The organism is Pseudoalteromonas sp. bablab_jr010, from assembly GCF_016464105.1.
Taxonomy (GTDB): domain Bacteria; phylum Pseudomonadota; class Gammaproteobacteria; order Enterobacterales; family Alteromonadaceae; genus Pseudoalteromonas; species Pseudoalteromonas simplex.
The window spans coordinates 1-18,783 of the sequence record NZ_JACDWV010000179.1 but is presented as its reverse complement, the minus strand read 5'-3'; the positions used below and the strand labels follow the sequence as shown (position 1 = coordinate 18,783).

Below are 18,783 nucleotides of genomic sequence, written 5' to 3'. Positions count from 1 at the left end.
ATGGCTAAAAAAAGAGGTATAGTCTCTCCACTCGGCAACACAGCAGGCTCAGAAGAAGCTATTGCAGATAGCAATAAGAACCAACTTGAGAGTTTGGCCAAGCGCTTGAGAATTGAAGCTGAAAAGAGTGAAACACCACTTGATGAAGTGCTCTCTAAGCATCTGGGAGTAGTCAGCGTAGGTCAAAGTAAAGTCTGGACATTAAAGTCAGGCCAAGAAGCCACATTCACACCGGTTACGTTGTCATATGAGCAGCTTAAATCAAATACAGTCGTCACTTTTGAAATCAACGGGCGCGAGCAATCACTATTAACAGAAGAGTCGCTTCAAGACTTATCAACATTAGATAATCAACAGTTCTACCCAGCAATTGGTCGACGTCTGTCAGATAACAAGATTGACGTTCTTGATGGTTCACGCCGTCGCGCCTATGTACTTGAGAAAAACGGTGCTATAGAAACTTTCTCAATGCTAGTTACTGATGACGAAATCAGTCTAAGCGATGCAAAGGCTCTCGCTACATCACTACAGTCAGTTAAAGAGCACAGCTTACGTGAAATTGGATTACGCCTAGAGCGAGACAAAGAGGCGTACTTAGCTGAACATGGCAAAAAGTTGAACCAGGCTGAGTTAGCGGAACGTCATGGCTTAAGTCAATCAAAGGTAAGTAAAGCACTACAAGCAGCAACAATCGATAGTGATTTAATTTCTGTTTTTCCAGATATTTCATTGCTCAACCACAGTGACTATAAAGCGCTATTGGCAACACAGGCTTTATTAGGTGATCAACTAAGTGATTTCACTGAAGAGCTAAAAAGTAAAGTTAATGAGCTAAAAGTTAGCGGTGGCTTTATCAAAGAAGACCTTAAAGACAAACTCAGCAAACTAATAGCTGATGAGTCTAAGTCCTTCAAGCCAGCTACAGATAAACCAGTTGTGACGACATTATTCAAGTTTGACAATAAAGATCAGTTTGCTCGCAAAAAAGTGAAAGGAAGAAACTTTTCTTATGAATTTGGTCGAGTTCCGAAGGATATTCAAGATAAGTTAGATGAGGCAATTTCAAACATACTTAATGAAAGTTTACAATAGAAAATTCATGTACAGGTGAGTTTGTAAACTCACCTGTATAGCAGCAATTCATCCTTGTTCATAATTTACCCAGCTGCCTTGCGATATCCTCTACTAACCTAGGTATCATTTGTTCGATCGTGACTAGTTGAGCGCCTATATCCAAATTACCTTTCTCAGCTATCACCTCAATATCAGAGAATAACTCTCTTAATTTGTTAGCGCTTATTTCACCACACATCCCTTTTAACGCATGCGCTATTTGACGGACTTCTTCACTATTCCCTTTTTTGTGTTGCTCTATTAGTTCCTGCACCTTAATAGGTACTTTTACAACAAACACTTCACAAATTTTGTTTAGTAAGACTTCTTTATTTAATAATCGTGCAAGGGCTTGTTCGCGGTCCCAGAGCTTTTCTTCTTTGAGTTCATTTCCGGCAAGAGGAATTGCTTTAGATTGCCCCTCGTAGCTTGATAACGACCATTTGACGACCTTTTCTAATACTTTAACTGCCTCAATTGGCTTACTCACATAATCACTCATCCCCACAGCTAAGCATTTTTCCTTTTCACCAGCCATCGCGCTTGCGGTCATTGCAATGATAGGAATATCAATAAACGACTCTCCTGCTTTTCCTGTGCGTATTTTTTCACATACTTGATAACCATCTAAAATTGGCATTTGGCAGTCCATCAGTATGCAGTTTATTTGCTTCTCACTTGTGTTGAAGTGATTTAAAAGTTCAATTGCATCTTGTCCATTACTTGCTGTTAAAATATTTATAGGCAGCTCATCTAAAGCGCCTTTAGCAACTTCAATGTTGATTTCGTTATCGTCGACAATCAATACTGTACACTCTTTTAATTGCTCAGTGACATCATCTGTAACTTCAAAGGTACTGGTTTCAGAAAGTAGATATAATGGCTCACTTTTTGGCACTTCGTAGCCAGCTACTTGCACCAGCTCTGTTTGGGTTATAGGTTTGGTGATTTGAGATACTTTTGATGCAATACCTTTAGGGAGTGGATTTCCTGGTTGATGAAGTGTTATAAACTGAGCACTTTGGTTATAATCGCTTAAAACTTCAATGATTGAACCTATGTTATTCGTTGTATCATCTTCATAGTCTAAGAACACGTAATCAAAAACTTTGCTTTTATGTGCGCCAAGCTCCGCCATAGAGCATGTGTTGACAATACCACCTAGCAAACTAATTGTCTTATCCAAGACTTCCCAAATATTCTGATTACTGCTCGCCACCAAAATAGCTTTATTCTCGTAGCATTTTTCAGTAACTTGAAAGTTCTCTCCATTGCAACGAACTTTAATATTGAAGGTGAAAGTACTGCCCTGATTTAAAGTTGAACTGACAGAAATGTCTCCATCCATTAATTGACATAATTGTTTACAAATAGACAAGCCAAGTCCGCTTCCCCCAAACTTTTCTGATATTGCCGTACTTGCCTGCTGAAACGCATCAAATAATTGTCCTTGCGTACTAGGCGCGATCCCTATTCCCGTATCTTGGACCTTCACTTTTAAATCATATAACTTTTCCGATATGCGCTCAGAACTAACAGTGACTTTTATATAGCCTGTGTCAGTAAATTTTATCGCGTTACTGATTAAGTTATTTAAAATTTGGCTGAGTCTGAGCGGATCTGTTTTAATATTCTCACAGTTTAAGTCACTGGTATCTAAATATACATTTAACCCTTTATCAAAGGCTCGAATAGCACTTGATTCAACTAGTCTTTCAATTAGTAGTTGTAGATTGATTGTTTTAAGATTTAGATCCAGTTTACCTGCTTCAATCTTAGATAAATCAAGTATGTCATTAATTAATAGATTTAAATTTGATGCACTTAGATCCATCATTTCAACAAGGTTTCGTGATTTATCAGACAACTCTTCTCGTTTTAAAATATTTAAAGTACCAATGACTCCATTAAGCGGAGTACGAAGCTCATGGCTTATATTCGATATGAAAGCACTTTTTATATCGCTATGCTTAATAGCATCATCTTTGGCCTCAGCAAGCGCTTGAGTACGCTTTCTAACTTTCGCTTCTAGCTCTGTATTTAATCGTTTTACTTTTATTTCAGCTTCTTTTTCTTTTGTTATATCTCTAATAATTAAAGCAAGTCCAATTAAAGTACTTTGTTCAGAAAATACGGGACTAACAGATATCGCAAAATGAAACGTTGTTTCGCCAAATTGTTCGGAGAATTCATCTTTAATTTGTGATTTTGAGCTTTGTATATCATTAATGTAGGTCTGGGTGGGTAATTTTGAGAGAAACTCAATGTCTATTGCTGGTTTCCCTAATGCTGTCACTTTAGAAATTGATAACAAACGCTCCGCTGTATTATTTATACTTGTTAACTCCCCCTCTAAATTTAACCCAACAATTGCATCGATAGACCCATCAACTATCGCAGACGCTTCTCTGCGGGCTTCTGCTAATAACTGACTTCTTGTCGCATTTCTATAAAACATTATAAGTAATATGGAAGTGAAAACACCAATAGCCGCTAGGAAGCCATAAGTGATTTCACGTTTCTCATTAACTAACATTTCTACGTATTTTTCAGGTACTAAAAGATTAAAGTTAATATATCCATATTTATTCCTAGGTCTTGTTTTCACTTTTGTAGAATGTACATAAAACTGCAAGTTAGGGTTAAGTTTTGATGTTACCGTGTAGAGCCCTTGATATTGAACTTTCTGACTATAAACTTTTTCCCACGTTAGGTCTGGGTTTAAATCTCGTGAAAATTGATAGTCTTCTACAGGATGGTAAATAAAGTCACCTTCAGAGCTACTAATAATTAAATCAGAGTAGTTAAAAACGGTTCGTTTAAGATTATCAATGAGTGCATTAGCATTTACATTCATAATTAAAAATGCATACCGCTTTCCTTTATCACTAAAGATGGGAATAGAAAAACGTAACATTGGCTGGTAAGGAAAAACCACTTCACCAAATTCTTTATTTAAAGTGAGTGGTGACATGTAAATTTGATTCGTTTCAAGTTGAGAGCTTGGTAAAAAATATGGCTCACCACTTTTAGCCTGCAATGAGTAGTCAGGCACAGCCTCTACAGATGCGCCTACTCTTTGCACGCGTATTAACTCTCTACCCTCGGCAGTAACAGCAATAACACGAAGTTGCTCAACTGCAAGGTTATTTTCCATAAAACCAATAAATATGGTTTCTAGATGCTCTTTCCACTGGTTGTATGTAGTACCATCGTATGGATCAATTCCATCATTAAATTCAGCTCTTGGTAATCCCGATATAGGGGGAGTTGAGTATAAAAAGCGGAGATCTGATTTTGACTCAGCAATTGAACTAGTTACTATTTCTTTTAAGCGCTCTTGTGTCTCAGTAAACTCTTGATCAATTGACCCTAAAACATCACTTTTAACGTGTCCTTCAAAAAAATAAACTGCAAATAAGGCAAAAATAAAAAACACAAAGGAAACTATTGTTAAAAATACCTTCGAACCAACTAAACTTGCACCACCTTTATTATAAATATCCATACTATGTCCGCTTAATATTTGTTCTACACCACTTTAGCAAGATAGACCTCAAAGCGTCATACTCGAGTGGCTTTGCGATATAATCATCCATTCCGGCATCAAAACAGCGCTGCTTATCTGCACTTAATACATTAGCAGTTAAAGCAATAATTGGTGTATGTTTGAAAGCAGAAAACTCTCTAATTTTTACAGTGGCTTGCGGACCATCTAATACTGGCATTTGCATATCCATAAAGATAATATCAAATACACCTAGTTCACATTGTTCAACAGCTTCCTGACCATTGTTTGCCATATTTATAGAGGTAATATTAAATTCATTGAGCATCGCTTCAATCACTATCTGATTAATGTCATTATCTTCAACAACAAGCGCATTAATATTCGATAAATCTATATCTTCTTTAGGTGTAGTTAATGAAGCATCTTTATGATCTAAGTCCATTGAAGATAGTGTGCGCTTTGCTAACAGAGAAAAATAAAAATGAGATCCTTCTCCTAGTGTACTTTCGACTTGTAGAGGTGCTTCCATCAAATCTAATAATTTGTTTGATATAGTGAGGCCCAACCCTGTACCACCAAAACGCCTTGTAATAGACGTATCTGCCTGAGAAAATGCTTCAAATAGTGTATTCAAGTGTTCACTTGCAATCCCGATCCCTGTGTCTGATACATTAAACGTAAGCTTTACTTCATCAAGCCCAATCTCTTGTATGTTTACAGTTAACGAAACGCTTCCTCTCTCTGTGAACTTAACAGCGTTACCCAGTAAATTTATCAATACCTGCTTTAAGCGCGTTTCATCTGCCAAAAAGGCCAATTTTTCAACTTCCGGAGTTGTAGAGATATAAAGCTGAATATTCTTACTATCTGCTTGCTCCTGAAATAGGTGTTTTAGCTCCTCTAAAAGATAGCTTAAATCTACTGGTTCAGACTCAAGTTCAATTTTTGAAGCCTCAATTTTACTCAAATCAAGAATGTCGTTAATAATCACTAATAAGCTAGCACCTGAAGACTGTATGAGGTGTAGCATTTTGCTTTGTTCTTGTGTGAGTGTCGTGCGGCTTAGCTGGCGAGCCATGCCTAAAATACCATTCATCGGTGTTCTAATTTCATGGCTCATGTTTGCTAAAAACTCTGACTTAACTTTTGTTGTATGTTCAGCACTTTGCTTCGCTTCAGATAGGTCTTTACTTAGCTCTCTAAACTTATTAGCTGCCTTGGCTAAAATACCAATTTCGTCTTTTCGTTTTAAATCATAAATCGGAGCTTCCAAATCTCCGTTTAAGAAATGTGTAAAGCTATTTGTTAAGCGTTTAATCGCACGTGTAATTTGCAAGTGAAAGAATGCTGATAGAGCGACAATGTAAATAACAACCACCAAAGCAAGTACATTTAAAATGCTTTCTGTCATTGAAACCGTTTTTTGAGCATCCAGTTTTATTTGTTTTAGTTGAGTTAACGAATCTTCCCTTAAACTATTTGCAAGCGTACTAAATTCAATTGCATCTCCAGCCATTACTACATTTACTAAGCTTAAATAGTTTCGATTAGCCTGAACACTTTTTGAAAAAGTTTTTCGATAGCTATTAGACAAAGCGATCATATTTTTAAATTTAGGTTTATCTGCAACATTTTTAGATAGCGTGTTCAGTATTTTTTCAACTTCAGCTCTTTTGGCATAATCTTTTTTTGTTAAGAATTGATAAGCATCACGATGCAGCATGTGCCATAGGTTAAGATACTCTGTAACAAACAACTTCTCATTTGTATCAGTAGCCTTAGCTTTTAAATTTTCAAGAAGTGAAACTGCATTCAAATAAACTTGGGGTAATTCTTTTTCAATTAAGTCATTCCGTTGTGTAAAACGAAGTGTCAGTACTTTTAAATTAGCGCCATAACGACTTACTAGCTGCGTCATTCCATTTATGTGAGCTTTCGTTCTTCCTACAGTATTTTTTAAAGTAATTTCAGCTAATCGACTTTCAATACTTTCAAAATTTACCATTATTTTTTTAAAAACGGGGGCACTACCTGATGCTCCGTAAACTGAGATATCCCTTTGCATCTCAACAATATCTTTATTGATTTTTAAAATATCTACCGAATAATTACTAATGCTAGCGATATCATTGAAAGAGTCTTCGATGGTTTTCAGCCTTTGATTCATAATCAAATAACTAACACTCATGGCGATTAAGACAAGTACCATCGCTAGTGACATTTTGGCAGCAAGAGATTTTGAAAAAAAGCTCAACAAATTACTTCCTTATGCATTAAGTAGTTCATACCACTTATCTAAACTGTAGTCATAATTTGGCATCACGGTATTCCAAACAGCGATGTTTGAAAAGCGTTTAATATAGCTGCCACCATCCCTTACTTCGCCAGCTTTAACAGATACTTTACCATCCGTTCCCTTCAAGTCAGTTGATGCTTCTTGTCCTTCATACCAATAGTTCCACTCAGGTTTCGACATAAGCGGTTGGCTTCGGCTAGGGTTAGAAATGTAATATCCTTGCCTTGCTATAAATGCGCCTGGGTAGCCGGATAACCACCAGTTCATATACTCATACGCAGCATCCTTAACATGCCCATGCGTATTTTTTGATAAACACATAACTCCATGCCATGCTCTGTACCCTTCTTTTGGCGATGCATAAGTTACTGGAATGCCTAGCCCATTTAGCGCACTGACCCCTGGTGAGAACATACTTTGAATGGTCACTCGGTTCATTTTCATAAAATCAACAGATTGCGGAACCGAAGTCCAAAAACCTGAAAAATGACCTTGCCGTTTCTTTTCAAATAAAATGGCAAATAATTGGTCAATCTCGGCAATAGTCATATTGCCGAAATCATTAAATTTCATTAATCCTTTAGCTTGAGCAGCTAGAGCAGCGTCAAAAATACCTATTGTTGGTGCATTAACTAAGGCTACTTTCCCTTTATTCTTTTCATCTAATAGCCATGCCCAAGATTCTGTTTCGTAAGGGATACCTTTTTCAATAACATTCGTGTTATAGCCAAATGAATCGACATTATGTACAAATGGCATGAAGCTAATTAATTTGGATGGTGTTGCTCCTAACGAACCATCTGCCTGTGCATAAAGCAGCTTGTTTGGTGAATCGCCTGCGCCTAACTTTGCATCCGGTACAATTTTGCCAGTCTTGGTAAGTGGGTTTATTTCATCCCAATAAACGAGTCTATCAACCTCGATTGGCTGAATTGCATCTGCTTGCCACAAAATATTAATAGAGTCAGACCATTGCTCAAACAAATCAAAAGAACTAGGGTCTGCTGCTGCTTTTTGTAAAACGGCGGCACTCCCCATAGGCGTAAACTCGATGTTTATACCTAGCTCGCGCATTGCTCTCTGTCTAAGCTCTTCTTGCAACGTAACATGTGTTCCCATTACACGAAGGGTTACTTTGTTCTTTGCAAAAACATAGGGGGCTTTAAACGCAAGTGATGATGCCACAGCACCAACACCGAGTGTTTTTAGAAAATCTCGACGCTTTTGAGAATGTTCCATTGTATATCTTGGTAAGTTAACAGTCTCAAAAGTATAGACTATGTTCCTGAGGTTTCTACAAAAAGTAGTAAGAAAAATCCAAAATCAATCACAAAAGCTTAGCCTAAAGCAATTTCGCCCATCAGACTTAGCCGTATAAAGCGCTTTATCTGCGCAACTAATCAACTCGCCTAAGCTCACATTATTTTGGTGCTCATAGATAACCCCACCGATACTAACAGTAGCGCGGCCCCATAAAGACTTAAAATGTGGGATATTAATTGCCTCAAGCTCTGCTGAAATACGATCACATATGAATTTAACGCCGTCGAAGTCAGTGAATGGCAGTATGACAAGAAACTCCTCGCCACCATATCGTATTGCTATATCTTGAGGTCTTTGAATAGATCGCTCAATAACATCAGCAATTATTTTTAGGCAAGCATCTCCTTGCGGATGCCCGTATTGATCGTTGTATAATTTAAAGTAGTCGATATCCAGCATTAGCAAGCTGAACGGTTTCCTCTCTCTTGAAGTCTGTTTAAAAACGTTTGCAACTTCTAAATCCAAATAGTGACGGTTAAATAAGCCTGTCAACGAATCTTTATAAGTAAGCTGTAATAGTTTTTCTAATCGAAGCTTATTCTCTAAATGATTTTTCGTGCGGTGTATCAATGTCGATGCAGTAATAGGTTTACCAATAAAATCAGAAGCACCAGCTTCCCAGCATGCATTTTGGTATTCCGTGTCGTAAGTCGAAGTGATGAAAATTATTGGGATATTTTCGAATGTAGCTTTAGCCTTAAGTCGCCTACAAATATCCAGACCACTTATATCCGGTAAATTAATATCTAGTAAAATCAAATCAGGAAGTAAATCCTCACAGGCTTCTAAAACAGCCTGACCAGAAGAGTATGCATCAACAGCAAAATGCTCTTCTAAAATAACACCTAAACTTAGCCTTACCATCTCATTATCATCAACAATGAATACTTTACATTGTGATAATGGTTTTAAACTTAAGGGCATAATATTCCTTCAGCTTTACTGGTTTGAATTAGTTTATCAGCGTTGTCGAATCTCAATGGTTTACTTAGTAAATAACCTTGACCAATTTGACAACCAAGCTCTTGCAGTCGATCTTTTTGCTCTAAAGTTTCAATCCCTTCAGCCACAATTTGGAGTTTTAAAGAGTGAGCTAGTTCAATTATAGTAGTAACAATATTAAATGCTTGAGCATCATCAAGCATATCACGAACAAAAGACTGATCTATTTTTAGTATATCTATTGGGAACAATCTTAAGTATGAAAGACTGGAATATCCAGTTCCAAAGTCGTCAAGAGCAATACTGACCCCCATACCAGAGATAAGTTTTAATTGACTTACAGTATAATCAAAGTTTTCAATTAAGGCCGACTCTGTCACTTCTAACTCTAAATAACGACTTGGTAATTGGGTTCTTTCAAGAATTTCGGCAACAGTATCTACAAGTTTAGTATCTGTGAATTGTTTAGCAGATATATTTACTGCTACTTTAATAGGCAGACCTTTATCAAGCCAAGTTTTCGCTGCAATACAACTCTTTTCAAGAACTTGTTCTCCTAAGCGAAAAATAAGCCCCGTTTCTTCTGCATATTCAATAAAGTGAACAGGAGAAATAAAGCCACCTTGTCCATCTTTTAAACGAACTAAGCTTTCTACACCAATCAGTGTGTCAGTGTTTAAATCATATTTAGGTTGATAATGAACGTCGAGATCATTTTCATCTAATGCCTTTCTAAGTTTATTTCCGACCTCAAGACGCCTATTCATTTCAACCCGTAAATCATCACTAAAATAGAAGTAACTATTAGCAGATTCGTTTTTTGCTTTGTACATTGCGGAGTCTGCATGGCGAAGCATTTCTTCTACACTTGATGCATCATCAGGGTACACACTTATGCCTAAACTTGCTGAAAGAACATGCTGTTCACCACCTGACCTGAAAGGCTTACCAATAACATTAAGAACTTGATTAACCAGTGGCTCTAAACTTAAAGAATTAGCCGAGTGAGGAACAACGAGTGCAAATTCATCTCCCCCAACACGAGCGACTGTAATATCGTTACATGCGAATCGGTCCAAGCTGTGACCAATATGTGCAATAATCTCATCACCGATATGATGACCTAAGGCATCATTAATAAACTTAAACTTATCTAGATCAAGTAACATCAAGCTTAACTTAGTGTCATTAAAAGCAGCCCTAGCAATACCCTGCGTGAGTCTATCGTGAAGTAATACTCGATTTGGTAATGATGTTAATTGGTCATGATGAGATAGATATGTCATCTGCATCGACATAGCTAAGGCTTCGCTCACATCTTGAAATACCATAACAGCGCCGCATTGGTTACGATTGCTATCAAGAATTGGAGCTGCGCTGTCTTCAACTCGATGTTCAATTCCTTGCTTACTAACCAATTGCGTATTTAATGCCATAGCAACTGGTCTATTTTCATTTAATGCAACGACTAATGGGTTAATTGATGAGGCTTTGGTCGTAGCATCGACTAACTTCATCACCTCTTCAATATGGCGACCTTTCGCCGCTGTTTGTGACCACCCTGTAAGTCTTTGCGCTACAGGGTTTATATACACAATATTTGCGTTTTTATCAGTAGAAATAACTGCATCTGCAATCGAATCTATCGTAATTCTCAACTGCTCTTTTTCAGCAAATAGTTCTTCTTGTGTTAGCTGTAATACCTTTTCTTGCGTTCTGATTTTTATATGATTTTCAATACGTATTCGACAGAGTCTGAGGTTTAGCGGTTTAGAAATAAAGTCTATCGCGCCTAAAGATAAGGCTTTTTCTTCAATCGCAGGATCGCTGTGAGACGTAATGACAACAGTTCTAGTTTGTGCCAAAGTAGGCTTTTGCTGTATCACTTCTAAAATGTCAAAACCACTGACTTTAGGCATTTCTAAATCAAGAATCAAAATGTCTGGTCTAATTTTTTCAATCAGCAGTATTGCTTCAGAGCTGTTGTTAGAAGTTGAAATATCTCCAATTCCTTCTAAAGCATGCTCCAGCTGTAAGGTATTAATTTCTTCATCATCAATGATTAGAACACTGCAATTGTCCATTTAGGGTTCCCCTCAATACTTTGTACCTACTAACAATAACGCTAAAACAGTAAATTTGCGACACACTTTTTTATTAGTCTTAAAATATTATTTTTTTGTATATTAAACTGGTTCTTTGTAATTATTAGCTAGTTTTTAATTAATGTGTAAGTAATACTATTAACTATGTAATAAAACAAAATGGATAATTTAGGAAGGTATTTTGAAACATTATTACATTAACGATAACGCCCAAAACACAGGTGAACATTAAGTACATACAGAGTCATGCCCGTACTTCAACTTGATAAAAGACCGCACTGATTTAGGTTTCTTTCATAGTTGCAAAGATGCATTAGAGAAAGCAAAAACCAAATATTCAAATGTTGATGGATGTAAGCATTGTTGCTTGCTTTGCAATACTCGATAGAAAAATTTATAACTGAGAGACTGACTTGATTTAGTCACATTGTTCAGTCTCTCTCAAGTTGTGATAGCTAAATTAAAGGTTTGTTTTAAATTGACCTACAGCCTCAACGACTTCTTTTGCGCCTTTTTGAATGTCATCGATTACATTACCTGCACTATTAGATAAATCCAAAGCATCTTTGGCTTCAACTAAACTAGCTTCAATTTGGGTTACAGCGTCCTGAGTGAGTACTTTGTTTTCTGCAACCACACTAATTATCTGCTCTGTAGCTAAGCTCGTTCTTGATGCTAATTGTCTTACTTCGTCTGCGACAACTGAAAAACCACGTCCTTGCTCACCCGCTCTTGCAGCCTCTATTGCAGCATTAAGTGCTAATAAGTTTGTTTGATCTGCTATTCCTTTAATACTTTCAACCAACTGAGACACTTTTGCTGATTGTACATCAAGTTTATTAATGCCTTCGCTCGCAGTTTCAAGTTTCTTAGAAAGCGCATTCATAGTTGAGATAGTTTGCTTTACAACACCTAAACCACTTTCTGCATCAGAGTCAGTTTGTTTTGAGATATCGTAAGCAATGCCAGCTGTTTCTGAAATAGCTTGCTCTCTTCTCATTTGTTCTGTAATGACAGTCGCGAACTTAGCAACTTTATATAAATCTCCATTTTCATCATGAATAGGGTTATAAGAAGCTTCAAGCCATACTTCATTGCCATAACTATCTATTCTTTTAAAGCGGTCAGAGATAAAGCGCCCCCCTTTAACTCTGACCAAAACTCTTTGTAAGAATTTGAATTTGCCTCTTCTGGATCGCAAAAGATACTATGGTGCTTACCTAGTATTTGGCTTTTAGAGTACCCCATTGCATTTAAAAAATTATCGTTAGCACTCAGAATTATTCCATCTAGAGTAAACTCGATTACAGCAGATGAACGACTAAGAGCAGCAAGCATATCTTCTTTCTCTCTCGAATGAGAGATAGTGCGAGTGAGCTCAGATGAGAAAATAGCTATATCTTCATTTACAGGTTGAACAATGCTTCTAAGCCACAACTCTCTATTAGTTTTCGTTTTTAACTGTAAAGCACCATGCCAATGGTTAGTTTTCTTAAGTGCTGACAAGAATTTTTGTGTATGAGGTTTATTTAATGACTTTTTTAAGATCAAACTTTCAATGCTTGCCCCTTTTAGATCCTCAACTTCAATTTCGATTGCCGCAGCAAAACGATGATTTGCTTCTAAGATATGCCCACTTTTACTTAATAAAAAATACAACATCTCTTCTTTCAGTTCCTGCTTAATATTTTCATACTCGGCAGTTTGCTCTTTAAGATAAGCAATTTCAGATAACAACTTTTTATTTGTAAACCACATCTGGGGTGTTTCCCTTAAGAGTCAACTCAAAGTTTGTGTAATAAAAATCAATAATTAGATAAAACTATAACTAAATTAGTCAAAATATTATAATTTTACCAATCTAAAGATACTATGTGTGAAAATGCAGAGTTATCATAACAAAAGAACATTGCTTAATCTTTGAGAAATTATTACTAGTTAAGTTAAATTCTTGGCCTTTTAAACATTAATGCTTTTTTCTGTAACTCTGACAAAGAAACGGTTCGATAACCAATTCCTACCAACTTAGTTGACTCCCCCCAATTTGCTGTACGATATTTAACATCACTCTTGATAACCCCCAACCAACTTGAAGCTCTACGGGTACTTACATCAAAGTGCTTAGCAAGTTTTTTTGCTGTGAAGTATCCACCATTTTCGAGCATTAATTCAGCTGCGTCATTAACTGATAACATAAGGTCCTCCAAACAGTTCATTTATTTGCAAGCATAGGTGGTCTAGCAAACAGCAAAGCCTGGTTTTGCAAGCTTCTCATACTGGATTTTCGACCATAGATAGATACCACCTTTACGGTACGATTAGGGACACCAGTATCAACCGTCTTATATTTATTGGTTGTACGGATGTTATATAGGAGTGCGCTCGCTTTATTTGCTGAAATAGAAAGTGCTTTTCCGAGGGATTGGGCCGTATAAAACTCCCCTGTCTCTAACATTAATTCAGCTGCTTTTTCTGTCGATGCCATTTTCAAACCTTTTATAATTGAAGATTTTTCGACAATATCAACAGATGAATTTTGCGCTCATTTTGAAAAATTAACTTAACAATGCCAGCCTTTGGGCAAAAGTCATTTTTGCTACCACCTTATGTGCCCCGGTATCACTGACCTTGTTGATGGTTGTAACTACATCATTAAACAAAGTAGTTGTACTATTAATATTCTTTTGAGCTGATTGAAACGCGCTTAGGAGCGTATCAAGTTGCGGGTTCCATTCATTTAACACCCATTTATCTACATTAGAACGAATAGCGCCATGAACTAAACGAGAGAACTCGGACTTAGCAGACCCTTTGTCTCTAAAGGTCATGTTATTGAATTCTGCTAAAGCTACTAAAGCAGGCTGCCAAACTTGTTGTACCTCTAAAATCCTTTTATTGATTTTCTTTAATCGTTTGATGGCTTTTGTGGTTAATTGAACTTTTAATTTAGGATTGTTATTGACCAAACTAACGTCCTTGCTGGTCATAATTCTGCTAAACAAGTCTTCTATTTTGCTCACTCCATCAAAATGCATCATAAGCCAAAGCTTTGCAGCATTACTTCCATCACTTATTGATACTAAATGAGTATTAAACTCAGCTTTAAGAAGATGTAGGTTTTGCTTATGAATTGATTCATTGATTACGATGCTTACACTTTCATCTAGAGCGTTAAGAGTTCCGTCAATGTTAACGTCAAAACTTAGGAGGTTTGATCTAACATTTCCCCTTTGCTGGTTTCTGTACTTACGGATAACGTCAAGAACCTCAGCTTTATCTCTTCTATGCTGGCTCATAGCTATAGCGCCTTCAGAGGCTTTGACTACGTCAATTGGCATTGATTGGTACTTAAACATAGAAAGTGAATCCATTACTTGAGTACGCTTTAGCAAAAATTGAAATTGAGATAGATACTTTCGCTCAATAGTAACACCACCCTCTGTAATCAAAAGCTCAGCAGCTTGCGTGCCTGGGTACTTTCTAACGTCATATTTATTAGACTTTCGAATATGGCGGTACTTAATTAATCTATGCATATAGTCGTTATGCAGCTCAAGCGCCCTATCAAGTCCACCAGCTTCTTTCCAGCAAGCAACGGTTTCTTGTGAGATGAAGATGTTTTCTCGCGCTTCATCACTGTTCAGGAAGTCTTTATCATGCATTGATATCAGCTTTTGCGTATGAGTATTAAAGCAAAGCTTAAACATCTCTTTTTCCTGCTTATGTGCTTGATGATACCGGCTATCTACACTTAATGGATAAAACACCATTCTTGTATTGCCACGTGATATTTTTTTTCTGTTAACCTTAGATACTCGTTGAGTAAAATTGATTTTTGCAGGTACTTTTCTAGCGCTTTCACTGTATCCGGTAATTAAATTGGTTTTCTCAAAGTACTTTAAGCTACGAGTCAACTTTCTCTCACCAACAAGGTTGTTAAACATTTCATAATTAAGCTCAAAGTCTGGTACCGACACCAAGAGACTTTCGAACTTTTGAATACAGTAACTATCAACTTCATTCTCTAACCCTGTATTCAATATCAGCTCTAAAAGCTTCCCAGAGACAACCTTTCCTTCAAATAGGACCTATTTGATTGTTGGTTTGTGTAAAGAAACTACACCATCAACTGTCATCGCTGTCGATAAAGCGCCATCTAATTTACCCGCTGATATATTGAGGTCATAAATAGCCGTGACATTAGCGGAATGGTCTGAGCCTCTTTTGATACTACAATTCATATCTTCATCAAAAATATCACTTGCATCTAAAGGGCGGGTCCAAAGGTCTATTAATGATACGTGATCAAATACATGCTTATGGGCGTCTTCATCTCTTAACACTGGCATCATCACAGCTTCAGATAAAGCCTCATAACCTTGAATTTTACCGATATCAGCGTCACTCATCTCACTATTCAATTTTGGGTATGGTATCCACCCTTTTCCTTGCTCAATCTGTTTCCAAATAGCTAAAGGCCTAAATGGTGCTGCTCCGATACCATCCAAAGACCACCGAAAAGATAAAAGTACGGCATGTACTTCACTAAAGTAGTAATTAAGGTTCTGAGGGTTTAGTAAGGCTTCTGTATACATTTCTAAAAAAGCTTTCTTTATTTTAGGGGGTAGAGTTGCATCGTTTTGAATACACTGAACACCTTCATGCTCAGCTTCTCTACCCTGCTCTACTAAAGATTTGAAACGCTCTGAATGAGAAATGCTTTCTTGTGTTAGCTGGCAGGCGTACCTTACAATTTTATCTAAATGCTTGGGCTTTAAAGTATTCGGTTGCAAAGCAACACGATTGTACCCTACAGGATCAAACGCCCGAGCGTGGAGAGCTCGCTCACTCATGTTAGAGCTAATTCTAAATAGCCAATCTCTTAGCCTTAATGTATTTTCTACACCAAGAACTTCCCAACGTTTCAACTTTGCAAGGTTAGTAGCTGTTTTATCTTGCTTTGAAACGATAGTACAAATAGAACACCCGTAGCGTGCTTTGCCATTGCAACCTGCCCCACCACTTTGACCTGTAGCAATTTCGCAAGTCTCACTTGTACCATTACCGTATATCTCGATTAAAAGACCAAAGTTTGATAAGAAACCTAGTATGTCATAGCAAGATCTTTGTAGTGGTTTTGAACCAGCCAAGCTCAGCAAAAGAAATACATCATCAGTCTCCCAGTCACGAATTGGAGCATAATTGTAGACTTTTGAGTTTCCAATAGACTGTGATGTCATTGAGTTCATTAAATCTTCTGCAGACTTACCTTTTAGATTGTGTCGCTCCATATTCTTTGACCTACGCGAAGACTCTTTTTCCCTAGAACCTAAGCAAGAAATAATTGGTGAACTGGCATAATTGCCATATTTCTTTGAGTGCCTAATAGACTCTACAAGAGAGTTAACAAAGTGTTCGTTTGGGTTAACCTTAAAATTACTGAACAATCACCAGAGCGAGTTGGTGTTGCTGGAATTTTCTGGCCACCAACGTACCTAATGAAGAATTCATTGTTCAATGAAGGTTGGACTAATTTAAACTGAATATTGATACCTACAGACTTAGCATATTCAAGCATTCTCTTACTGGCATAGTTAACAAACATTTGCATAGGTATCGCTTCTGCTTTTGTATTAACTGTCGATACGATCAATGGGCGTTCTGGTTCAATGGTTTTTGCTGCAATAGCTTGGCGATAAGCCTCCATCACAATTAGCAATGTAGCTGTCGAGTCTTTCCCAAAAGAACATAAAGAAGTAATTATTGCTCGCTCATTTTCAATTAGAGCTCTTATATCAGCTACAGATGAAGAAAAGGCTTGAGCAACTAATTTCTCTCTACTTACTTGGTTAACTGTTCCAACAACAACGCTATCAATGATGTCTATTGGATTAACTTTGAAAACACTCACTTCACACTCCAACTTAAATTTTGTAACTATGGTCACATAGGATATAGAACGCGCTTTGATTGAAATGATAACTAAATATTCTCCACGATTATTTTTTAAAAAAAGTCATACAGAACAATAACTAAAATATATTTACACTTAATTATTCAGGGTGAATTCGCCAAAATATTAACTCGAAAAAATATAAAGCTAACCTTAATCAACAATAGAAAACCTAAAATATTCGCCAGCCTAAAAAACACAAAAAACTATTCTTAGTCAGACAGTTACATGAAGTTGACTCAAATTATTCAGGGTGAATTCGCCACTTATTCGAGGTTAATTATTTCAAAAGTGCGCGTTATGGAATCGGACTTACTATGGTCTTAATCGAAACATAAAGAGAACCGAAATGAATAATCAAAACGAGACTATTACTTCACCCTGTAACAAGCCTCTTCATGTAGTGCTTTTTAAAAGTAAAGAAGATATTGAGCAACGAGGCGTTCAATGTTACGAAGGTGTCATGACTTTTAAAGAGCTGGTGGATCACTTTAAAGCAGAGAAAGGCTCTGAGGAAATTGGGGAAGTAGATAAGAAGCAACGTGACGTAGATACAAAGCGAGTAAATGGATTAAAGCAGTACTGGACTACATCCCAAGGGACTGTATTCCCAAATATAACGCTTTTTGCTAACTCCCTCTCTTTAAAAACTCAGTAACTGTTGGTAATAAGCTGATAATTGAAGCGACCTTAGAAAAGAATGCAGATAGATTTATAGCAGACGGACAAGGCCGACAAGCATTCATTGATTGGTTATTATCTGATGAAAGCAATGCAGAATTTGAAGAACATACTATTAGTTTCAAATTAATAGTAACGCAAACAGAAAGTCTATCTACCCCAAAAGCCGTACAAATTATTCGACAACTTTTTGCAGACTATCATGTGAAGTTAACTAAGCCGAACTCTTCTATCAGTAAGCATTTTGACAATAGCTCTGTGTTAAGTCGTTTAATGAATGACTGTTTAGAACTACAAGTAGATTCCTATAAGCTAAAAAGCAAAATTGCTCTCCATGGAAAAATAAAAGCGGGTCATATTTGGACATTCCAACAATTCACTACAATGATGCAAAAGTTCTTAAACTTAACAAATAGCACTGCATCAAAACAAATAACTGATGAAGCTCAATACGAAGATGCCCTTAACTTATGCCGAAGCTATTTAACCTGCATTTTCAGAATATTACCAATTGAGAACATTACGAGCACTCAAGACCATGAGAAGGCAATATTTACACGAGCTATTTTTGCGAATGCACTGGGTTATGTAGGTCGCTCATTAATGGATGAAATGTTATTAGATAATTCGATAACGTGGGAACGAATCAATCTAAAGGGCATACCTATAGAAGATAAAAGTGATTCTTTTTGGCTTGAGGCTAACGTGACTATGAAAGGTGAACTACCCAGCGACATCGCTTCGCTCTGATCACTGGGCTTCTACAGTCTAGCTTAACGGCTAGGCTGCTTCTTTTTTCTCAGATCCAAAATCCAACTTCGATAATTCGAAGACTTTCGTTTTAACGGATTGTTTCTCC

At 36.9% G+C, this 18,783-nt stretch carries 15 protein-coding genes; 3 read left to right on the top strand and 12 right to left on the bottom strand.

Annotated features, from left to right (window positions below; all coding sequences use genetic code 11):
* A complete protein-coding gene (locus tag JIG37_RS18350; protein ID WP_036973959.1) occupies positions 1-1,092 on the top strand; it encodes a ParB family protein in 1,092 nt (363 codons plus the stop codon).
* A 58-nt stretch (positions 1,093-1,150) separates the two neighbouring features.
* On the opposite strand, the gene JIG37_RS18345 is transcribed toward JIG37_RS18350, so the two are convergent.
* From JIG37_RS18345 to JIG37_RS18290, 12 genes are all read right to left on the bottom strand, one after another.
* A complete protein-coding gene (locus JIG37_RS18345) occupies positions 1,151-4,621 on the bottom strand; it encodes an ATP-binding protein (RefSeq protein ID WP_199530026.1) in 3,471 nt (1,156 codons plus the stop codon).
* Between the two features lies 1 nt (position 4,622).
* Complete coding sequence (locus tag JIG37_RS18340; protein ID WP_199530025.1) at positions 4,623-6,878, bottom strand: ATP-binding protein; 2,256 nt, start codon at positions 6,876-6,878, stop codon at positions 4,623-4,625.
* 12 nt (positions 6,879-6,890) lie between these two features.
* On the bottom strand, positions 6,891-8,159 hold the full coding sequence (locus JIG37_RS18335) for an extracellular solute-binding protein (RefSeq protein ID WP_063529503.1): 1,269 nt from the start codon (positions 8,157-8,159) through the stop codon (positions 6,891-6,893).
* 84 nt (positions 8,160-8,243) lie between these two features.
* Positions 8,244-9,167, bottom strand: a complete 924-nt coding sequence (locus JIG37_RS18330) for a diguanylate cyclase (protein WP_199530024.1) — start codon at positions 9,165-9,167, stop codon at positions 8,244-8,246.
* Complete coding sequence (locus tag JIG37_RS18325) at positions 9,158-11,269, bottom strand: EAL domain-containing protein (protein WP_199530023.1); 2,112 nt, start codon at positions 11,267-11,269, stop codon at positions 9,158-9,160. The genes JIG37_RS18330 and JIG37_RS18325 overlap by 10 nt, the downstream gene beginning before the upstream one ends.
* A 481-nt stretch (positions 11,270-11,750) precedes the next feature.
* The gene (locus JIG37_RS22945) at positions 11,751-12,449 is read right to left on the bottom strand and encodes a methyl-accepting chemotaxis protein (protein ID WP_328256213.1); all 699 of its coding nucleotides are present in this window, start codon (positions 12,447-12,449) and stop codon (positions 11,751-11,753) included.
* Positions 12,398-13,048 carry a PAS domain-containing protein gene (locus tag JIG37_RS22940; protein ID WP_199530022.1) on the bottom strand — a complete coding sequence of 217 codons (651 nt, stop codon included), beginning with the start codon at positions 13,046-13,048 and terminating at the stop codon, positions 12,398-12,400. Before JIG37_RS22940 ends, JIG37_RS22945 begins: the two co-directional genes overlap by 52 nt.
* Positions 13,049-13,233: 185 nt before the next feature.
* Positions 13,234-13,485, bottom strand: a complete 252-nt coding sequence (locus JIG37_RS18310; RefSeq protein ID WP_199530021.1) for a hypothetical protein — start codon at positions 13,483-13,485, stop codon at positions 13,234-13,236.
* Between the two features lie 17 nt (positions 13,486-13,502).
* Complete coding sequence (locus tag JIG37_RS18305; protein WP_118845473.1) at positions 13,503-13,775, bottom strand: hypothetical protein; 273 nt, start codon at positions 13,773-13,775, stop codon at positions 13,503-13,505.
* Positions 13,776-13,845: 70 nt separating this feature from the next.
* Positions 13,846-15,330 (bottom strand): hypothetical protein, encoded by a 1,485-nt coding sequence (locus tag JIG37_RS18300; protein WP_199530020.1) that lies wholly within the window; start codon positions 15,328-15,330, stop codon positions 13,846-13,848.
* A 48-nt stretch (positions 15,331-15,378) separates the two neighbouring features.
* Positions 15,379-16,581, bottom strand: coding sequence for a hypothetical protein (locus tag JIG37_RS18295; RefSeq protein WP_199530019.1), 1,203 nt, complete (start codon positions 16,579-16,581; stop codon positions 15,379-15,381).
* Between the two features lie 101 nt (positions 16,582-16,682).
* Complete coding sequence (locus JIG37_RS18290) at positions 16,683-17,201, bottom strand: hypothetical protein (protein ID WP_199530018.1); 519 nt, start codon at positions 17,199-17,201, stop codon at positions 16,683-16,685.
* A 391-nt stretch (positions 17,202-17,592) separates the two neighbouring features.
* Between JIG37_RS18290 and JIG37_RS18285 the strand changes: the two genes are divergently transcribed.
* Positions 17,593-17,901 (top strand): hypothetical protein, encoded by a 309-nt coding sequence (locus JIG37_RS18285; protein WP_199530017.1) that lies wholly within the window; start codon positions 17,593-17,595, stop codon positions 17,899-17,901.
* A gap of 14 nt (positions 17,902-17,915) precedes the next feature.
* Positions 17,916-18,674 (top strand): DGQHR domain-containing protein, encoded by a 759-nt coding sequence (locus tag JIG37_RS18280; RefSeq protein WP_199530035.1) that lies wholly within the window; start codon positions 17,916-17,918, stop codon positions 18,672-18,674.
* Positions 18,675-18,783 lie beyond the last annotated feature (109 nt).